Raw genomic sequence first — 6384 nt, forward strand, 5'->3', positions numbered from 1 at the left:
CCAACGCTTTGTTGGCTCTATGATAACCGTTGCACAAGCGCAACACTATGTTGCTCTGCAATACATCTGAATAAACAGTCACGCTGTTTTATCTTCATGGTGAAAAACCGAATCCTTGAAAGACTGGCTTTATCCAGATTGACTTCATTCAAAAGACTGAAAAATATGCAGTCAACTCAGTACGTCTTATGACAATGCACATCATTAGGCAGATAATTCAGCACTGATAAAAAAACCTTCTCTCAATATTTCAGAGAGAAGGCAAAACCTCAAACGAGTAATAAGCGAGATGAATTATTTAGATTTATACGAGAATTTCATCCCCACGATATAGCCTGTATTGTCCTTAAAATCCCCCACGATACGACGATCAGAAGTTTCACCCTTGGCATCGCCAAACCACATGTAGCGACCACCTAAGCTGAAAGCTAATTTTTCATTGAGATTATATTTCGCTGCTAAGCCCGCGCCCCAATAGCCATGTACTGGCCCTAATGTCGGTGCAGGATCGCCTGCCCCCGAGTCCCATAAACCCGAAACGGCAATCGCAAGCTTTGGAGATAAGCGTTTACCCAAACCAAGCTCCACGGCTATTTGGTCTTCTGAATAATCGACCAAAGGCAAACCTTTACCTAAAGCCGCTGTAGTTGATGCTTTTAATATAGGTGGATAGTAAGCAAAATCACTCCATGGTACATAACGCACTTTTGCAAAAACTGCAGTCGTCATATTCAAACCTGTTTGTAAGTTTAAATTGATAGACTCTGGCGTAGTAATACTGCCTTGGTTGCTATGTGAATAATCCATGCCCAAAAGATCCGACAAAGGAACGTCTTCTTGAATGGTGGTTTTGTGCTCAACCTCAGAGCGATAGGTTAATGATGCTAAGAGCCCTATTTCTGGTTTAGCATAACTTATTCCTGTAACCCAACCCACTGCGATATCGTCAAAAGTATTGTTATAGCCACTATTTAACGCATAATTTAAGCCCCGTAAATGTACTTCAGCTTCAATTTCTTGTAGAGCTGGGCCACCATAAACCATAACATTTTCATTCAGCTTATAACCCAAAAGTGCAGTGACATTTTTTGACTTTACATCTACACGCGTTTTAGCATCTGCTGCTGGACGGTCTGTTGCAATAAAATTATTCGCACCATCAAATTCAACTTTGGCACCAAACGGCTCGTCGTAAATGACTGCAAGGCGTAACTTTGAGTTTAAGTCAGTTTTTACTGCATAGTTAAGCGATTGAAAATCTCCAGCCATATCAGAAATGTAATTCCCACTGGCATCTTTACCCGTAATATCTGGAGAAATATGGGTATAACCTACTTCTGCATATGTTCCTTGTTCAAAGAGTGCATCAATTTGTTGAGGTGAACGCTCAAGACCTGCAGCATAGGTTTGGCCTGCAAAAACTGACAGCATGGCAACAGCAAGCGACTTTTTCTTATTCAACTTCATTTCTATTCCTTTAGTGAAAATTTAAACTCGCGAATGCTCTTCACTCCCCTGAAAAACACCCACTGTTTTGAATTAAATCGTGAATGACTTAATTCGATTGTTTGCCTGAAAAGGCTATTAAGGTACGTTTAAACCAATGTCTTTGACTGGATATTTTTTGAAAGTACTCATGTGATGACGTACGAGATTCAGCGCGCGTGGGTACCCCCATTCAAAACCATGGTGACTTGGAATTTGCTCTTTCGGGTCAATGTATAGGTTGTATGCCCACGGCGCAGGGTTCGCAACCGACAGTACCGTGCTATCAATATTCTTACGTGGCAAAGTGGTATCCATTACTTTGAAATGCACTTTGAACTCATTCCACCGTAGAGATGTAAACTGATTACCCGAATAGAAATACGACGTTTCACGATTCGACTCGCCATCATCAGCTAGTAGAAAACTGGTCTGATCAATGCCATCAAAATAACGATCTTTTGGAATTTGATTGGTTTGTCCACCCAAAGCCACGGAGGTATTAAATAAGTCGAGAATGTCGAAAATGCCATCACTAACACGACCGGCTTTAATCATGCCTGGCCAGTATGCAATTCCAGGTACGCGAATTCCACCTTCCCATGTCGTACCCTTTCCGCCTTTCCAAGGATGAAAGCCTGAATCTGGCCATACGTCTTCATTGGCACCATTGTCCGAAGTAAAGAACACCACGGTATTTTCTAGCTGACCAGTATCTTTTAAAGTCTTCATGAGGCGACCAACGATGTCATCAACTTCAATTACAGCGTCTTTGTATGGATATTTTGCTGGACTCTTGCCTGCATAGCCCGGTGCTGGGTAGTTATCATTGTGCAAACGTGAGAACGAGTGAACCAAATAAAAGGGCTCGTTCTTTTTACCTGCGCTACGAATAAATCCATCTGAATAATCAGCAAATTTTTGATCCATTCGGCTAATGTCATCAATTGTTTTGATCGACTGTTCAACCTTGATTGCTCCACCTTTCACACCACTGGTAATTTCAGGTGGTTGAATCGAACGCATCGCTTCTAAGCGCTCAGGATCATGAACCAAGTTTGGGTATAAACGTTCATCTATCATTTCAGTTAGGTTAGACACTAGTTGTAAGAATCCAAAGTATTCGTCATAACCATTTTGCTGCGGGTAAGCGCCATCAATTTCACCTAAATGCCATTTACCAACCATTCCTGTACGGTAACCTGCTTTATCTAAAAGCCCTGCCGCAGTGACTTCACCTTCCCATGGATTAGCTTTGAGTTTTTCACCAGTCAAAATTGGACGGACTAAACCCGTACGTGTCGGTAGACGACCAGTCATCATCGCTGCGCGAGATGGTGTACTCAACGGCTGTGCATAGAATGAAGTAAAACGTAACCCGCCATGCGCCAACTTATCAATGTTGGGTGTTGGTGCACCGACTGTTGCACCGCCACCATTAGCCCCAATGTCGCCCCAACCCATATCATCAACAATAAAAATCAGAATGTTGGGAGTACGTCCAGTTCTTTGTTTATAGGCATCTATCTTTTTCTGAGCAGCTGATCTTTGCGCAGGGTGAATGATTGCAGGTTCCATGTTCTCAGAAGTGATCACCGCTTTTAAAAATGGATCATCCGCAATGGTTTTACCTTTTTGGTAGCTTTGTTGCGGTGCAGCATGAGCTGTGGTAAGTGCAGCAAATGATAATAAAGCTGTCCCGATGGACAAGCACAGCTTTGACTTTCTGATACGCATGGTATCCTCCTTGACCGTTTTTTAAGGTATAACTATCCCTTTCAGCTTGCGCTGAAATATTTTTATTTTCAAAATCAATTTTTTAGTAACTAACTTGCGTTTAGGTATTGCATCAAGACGTCTTGATCTTTGACCACTTGTTTATAAAACAACTTTAAACCTGCACAGAGGTAATTTAATCCAGCTTCTCCCTCCGGTGTTTTGATAAATCTATTTTTTGGGCATTCTCCCCAGCACAGTTGCAAGAAATCGCAGCGCTGGCAGTATTTGGGTAAACTCTGGTATTTTGCATAAGCAAACATTTCTTGTTTTTTTTGAAAAAACTAGATCGCCCTGATGAGTTTCTTTAATATTGCCAAGTTTGAATTTTGGAAAAACAAAGTGATCGCATGAATAAACATCACCATTAAATTCCACTGCAACGGACTTACCACAGATTTGCCCTGTGGTGCATTTTTGTGGACCAAAACCAAAAAGTTGCGAGATCACATTTTCAAACTGATCAACAAAAACATTGCCATAATCTTGAGCAAACCACTCTTGCCATACTGTAGACAAAAATATTCCCCAGTCAGTACTTGGTACCGTCCAAGCACTAACAGAAATATCTTTGTGTTTGATCATTGTGGCTTTTGGCTTCGTAATCCAATCAGGTTCAACAGGATCAATCCCTGCACTAAACTGAATCATTTTGGGACGAATGACGTCTCTTAAATAACGATAGACCTCAAGTGGATGCTTGACATTAACGTTATTCACCACACACAAAGCATTAAACTCGATCTGATATTGACGTAATAATTCAATTGCTTTGATAACTAGGTTATGTGTCGGTTTATCATTTTTGGTACGACGATAAATATCATGTAAATGTTCAGGTCCATCAATCGACAGCCCAACTAAAAAGTGATTTTCTTTTAAAAAAATGCACCATTCATCGTCTAATAATAAGCCATTGGTTTGTAAATCATTAAAAATCTGTTGATTGGGTTTTTTATATTTTTCTTGTAAGACAATAATGTGCTTAAAAAAATCTAAGCCCATCAACGTCGGTTCTCCACCTTGCCAGCTAAATACAACCTCGGGCCCAGTCTGTGCTTCAATATACTGACGGATGTGCAACTCAAGCACCGAGCTTTCCATACGTGGATATTTCGGTTGATGCAGATAATCTTGTTTATATAAATAGAAACAGTATTCACAGTCGATATTGCACTGCGCACCACTAGGCTTCACCATAGAATGAAATTGATAAAGCTCATTCGAATGCACAAGTTTCAAAGGGGGAGAAACTGGAATATTTTCGACAACAATTTTGTTGTTCTGATTCACCATCATGACACTAAATCCTTTTTTAAAAGCGGCGCACTCTTGCAATCCCTCAAAAGTGAAAATATGTCTGTTATTTCGAATTCATTATTCAATTTCTATAATCATTCGATTTCACATCGATATTTCTAAATACGCTAAATATTTTAAAGAAATCCACATCCATCCATGATCGTGGATTTCTTTAAAACATAACTTACGACTTTTACTCAATCATTAAGTACTAAATCTGCCTCAGAAGATTAACAGCCTGTAGCTTTAGAACAACCATTCAAAAGAATGGTTCTCGAATGGTTTTAATGACCCACATTGTTCTAAAGTTTGATGCCAGACATATATTATTTTGATTTAATTCACTTTTTACTTTAATCACACTCAATCTGCTGAAGATCATATCGACAACCTCTAGCCGCCACTCTTTAGGATGGTTTTCCAAGACCATTCTTTTCATTCGACGCCAAAAGCTCTAGTTTAAATCTATCAGCAAAAGCTGAACTTAAAACTGAAATATAGGATCGGAAGAAATGGATGCTTTCAATACAAAAATGTTTGAAAATAAAATAGCTGTTGTCACAGGTGGTACATCAGGTATTGGTCAGGCCGTTGCAATTGCATTCGCAGAACGTAGTGCCAAAGTATGGGCGCTTGGTTTACAAGCCGCGAAAGCCGTTTACCCAACAGGTTTAGATATTGAAGCTGTTGAAATGGATGTCACAGATAAAACTGCTGTAGATGCATTCTTCGCAAACGTAGATCGGATTGATACTTTGTTCAATGGTGCAGGTATGGGGTCTATCACAGAACATGAATTAGAGACGTATAGAACGGTACTTGAAGTCAATCTCACTTCTGTTTTTTACATCAGTGAAGTCGCTGCAAAAGCTTTAGCTCAATCTGACAATCCATCGATCATTAATGTGTCTTCACTTTTCGCACAGTTTGGTTCAGCACTTACACCTGCTTACGCGTGCTCGAAAGGTGCCATTGATCAACTGACTTTCTCTCATGCACTCAGTATGGCTCCAACTAAAATTCGTGTCAATGCTGTTGCACTAGGCTGGATCGATACACCACTCATCCAACCACTCAAAGATATGCCAGAAGTATTCAACGGTATTATGCAACGCTCACCAATGCAGCGTTTAGGTCAGCCTGAAGAAATCGCAAATGTTGTGGTTTTCCTTGCATCTGATGCTGCAAGCTTTGTAAATGGCGCGATTATTAAAGTGGATGGTGCATATTCAATTTTCTAAGCCATTCACCTAAATTTGTTTGAGGTTTCAACCCGTTTCGAATCCCCAAGAAACGGGTTGCTTTTTTTGGTCGATTGCAAGAGATCTACATCTGTTTGGCAAAATATACAAAGCAGAGTTTCCATTATATCGTTAACTAGCTAAACGCTCTTCTACCAACATGAACCTTAAATCTCGACCATATCAAAGTCGGCTTTACAGACACCACAGTCAGGACAGGTCCAGTTTTCAGAGACATCTTGCCACGGCGTACCCGCGGCAATTCCCTCCTGAGGCCATCCAATCTGCTCATCATAAACCCATCCACAAACCAAACATTGGTAGCGCTTCATGTTAAGTCCTCATGTATAAGGGATGACTGAGAGAACAATCTCGCAAACTTCTGCTGAATTTTCTTTTTGGCTTTAGGGTAAATATTCATTTTGCTGAAATCGCCTGCATAATGCTCTACCACCCGTTGATCCATCAATTTAAACCACCACTTCGGAATCAGTGCCGGTAATATCATGGCCCCATAACCTGCTGGAAGCTGCGGTACGTCTTCATAGTTTCTCAGGGTTTGGAAACTTCGCGTTGGATA

The 6384-nt window shown here is 40.6% G+C and carries 6 protein-coding genes and 1 pseudogene; 1 reads left to right on the forward strand and 6 read right to left on the reverse strand.

Features of this window, described 5'->3' with window-relative positions:
* Nucleotides 1-294 precede the first annotated feature (294 nt).
* The 4 genes from ACN6OV_RS12055 to ACN6OV_RS12070 form a co-directional block, all read right to left on the reverse strand.
* Nucleotides 295-1467, reverse strand: coding sequence for an OmpP1/FadL family transporter (locus ACN6OV_RS12055; RefSeq protein ID WP_427953262.1), 1173 nt, complete (start codon nt 1465-1467; stop codon nt 295-297).
* A 117-nt stretch (nt 1468-1584) separates the two neighbouring features.
* Nucleotides 1585-3222 carry an arylsulfatase gene (locus tag ACN6OV_RS12060; protein ID WP_427953264.1) on the reverse strand — a complete coding sequence of 546 codons (1638 nt, stop codon included), beginning with the start codon at nt 3220-3222 and terminating at the stop codon, nt 1585-1587.
* A gap of 89 nt (nt 3223-3311) precedes the next feature.
* Nucleotides 3312-3524: an SPASM domain-containing protein gene (locus tag ACN6OV_RS12065; protein ID WP_427953266.1), complete on the reverse strand. Its 213-nt coding sequence runs from the start codon at nt 3522-3524 to the stop codon at nt 3312-3314.
* Nucleotides 3433-4560 carry an anaerobic sulfatase maturase gene (locus tag ACN6OV_RS12070; RefSeq protein ID WP_427953268.1) on the reverse strand — a complete coding sequence of 376 codons (1128 nt, stop codon included), beginning with the start codon at nt 4558-4560 and terminating at the stop codon, nt 3433-3435. Before ACN6OV_RS12070 ends, ACN6OV_RS12065 begins: the two co-directional genes overlap by 92 nt.
* A gap of 515 nt (nt 4561-5075) precedes the next feature.
* On the opposite strand from ACN6OV_RS12070, the gene ACN6OV_RS12075 reads away from it, so the two are divergent.
* Entirely contained in the window at nt 5076-5804 is a 729-nt protein-coding gene (locus ACN6OV_RS12075) for an SDR family NAD(P)-dependent oxidoreductase (protein ID WP_427953270.1), read from the forward strand.
* Nucleotides 5805-5971: 167 nt separating this feature from the next.
* On the opposite strand, the gene ACN6OV_RS12080 is transcribed toward ACN6OV_RS12075, so the two are convergent.
* Both ACN6OV_RS12080 and ACN6OV_RS12085 read right to left on the reverse strand, forming a co-directional pair.
* Entirely contained in the window at nt 5972-6136 is a 165-nt protein-coding gene (locus tag ACN6OV_RS12080) for a rubredoxin (RefSeq protein ID WP_004980714.1), read from the reverse strand.
* Nucleotides 6133-6384, reverse strand: a pseudogene (locus ACN6OV_RS12085) (alkane 1-monooxygenase); the annotation flags it as partial. The gene ACN6OV_RS12080 and the pseudogene ACN6OV_RS12085, both read right to left, overlap by 4 nt.

The sequence above is a fragment of the Acinetobacter sp. genome, assembly GCF_050285345.1.
Lineage (GTDB): Bacteria > Pseudomonadota > Gammaproteobacteria > Pseudomonadales > Moraxellaceae > Acinetobacter.

What these genes read in the sequence shown, in the direction of transcription:
- ACN6OV_RS12055 (WP_427953262.1), bottom strand. Translation starts at nt 1,467, where the DNA reads ATGAAGTTGAATAAGAAAAAGTCGCTTGCTGTTGCCATGCTGTCAGTT.
- ACN6OV_RS12065 (WP_427953266.1), bottom strand. Translation starts at nt 3,524, where the DNA reads ATGTTTGCTTATGCAAAATACCAGAGTTTACCCAAATACTGCCAGCGC.
- ACN6OV_RS12080 (WP_004980714.1), bottom strand. Translation starts at nt 6,136, where the DNA reads ATGAAGCGCTACCAATGTTTGGTTTGTGGATGGGTTTATGATGAGCAG.
- ACN6OV_RS12060 (WP_427953264.1), bottom strand. Translation starts at nt 3,222, where the DNA reads ATGCGTATCAGAAAGTCAAAGCTGTGCTTGTCCATCGGGACAGCTTTA.
- ACN6OV_RS12070 (WP_427953268.1), bottom strand. Translation starts at nt 4,560, where the DNA reads ATGATGGTGAATCAGAACAACAAAATTGTTGTCGAAAATATTCCAGTT.
- ACN6OV_RS12075 (WP_427953270.1), top strand. Translation starts at nt 5,076, where the DNA reads ATGGATGCTTTCAATACAAAAATGTTTGAAAATAAAATAGCTGTTGTC.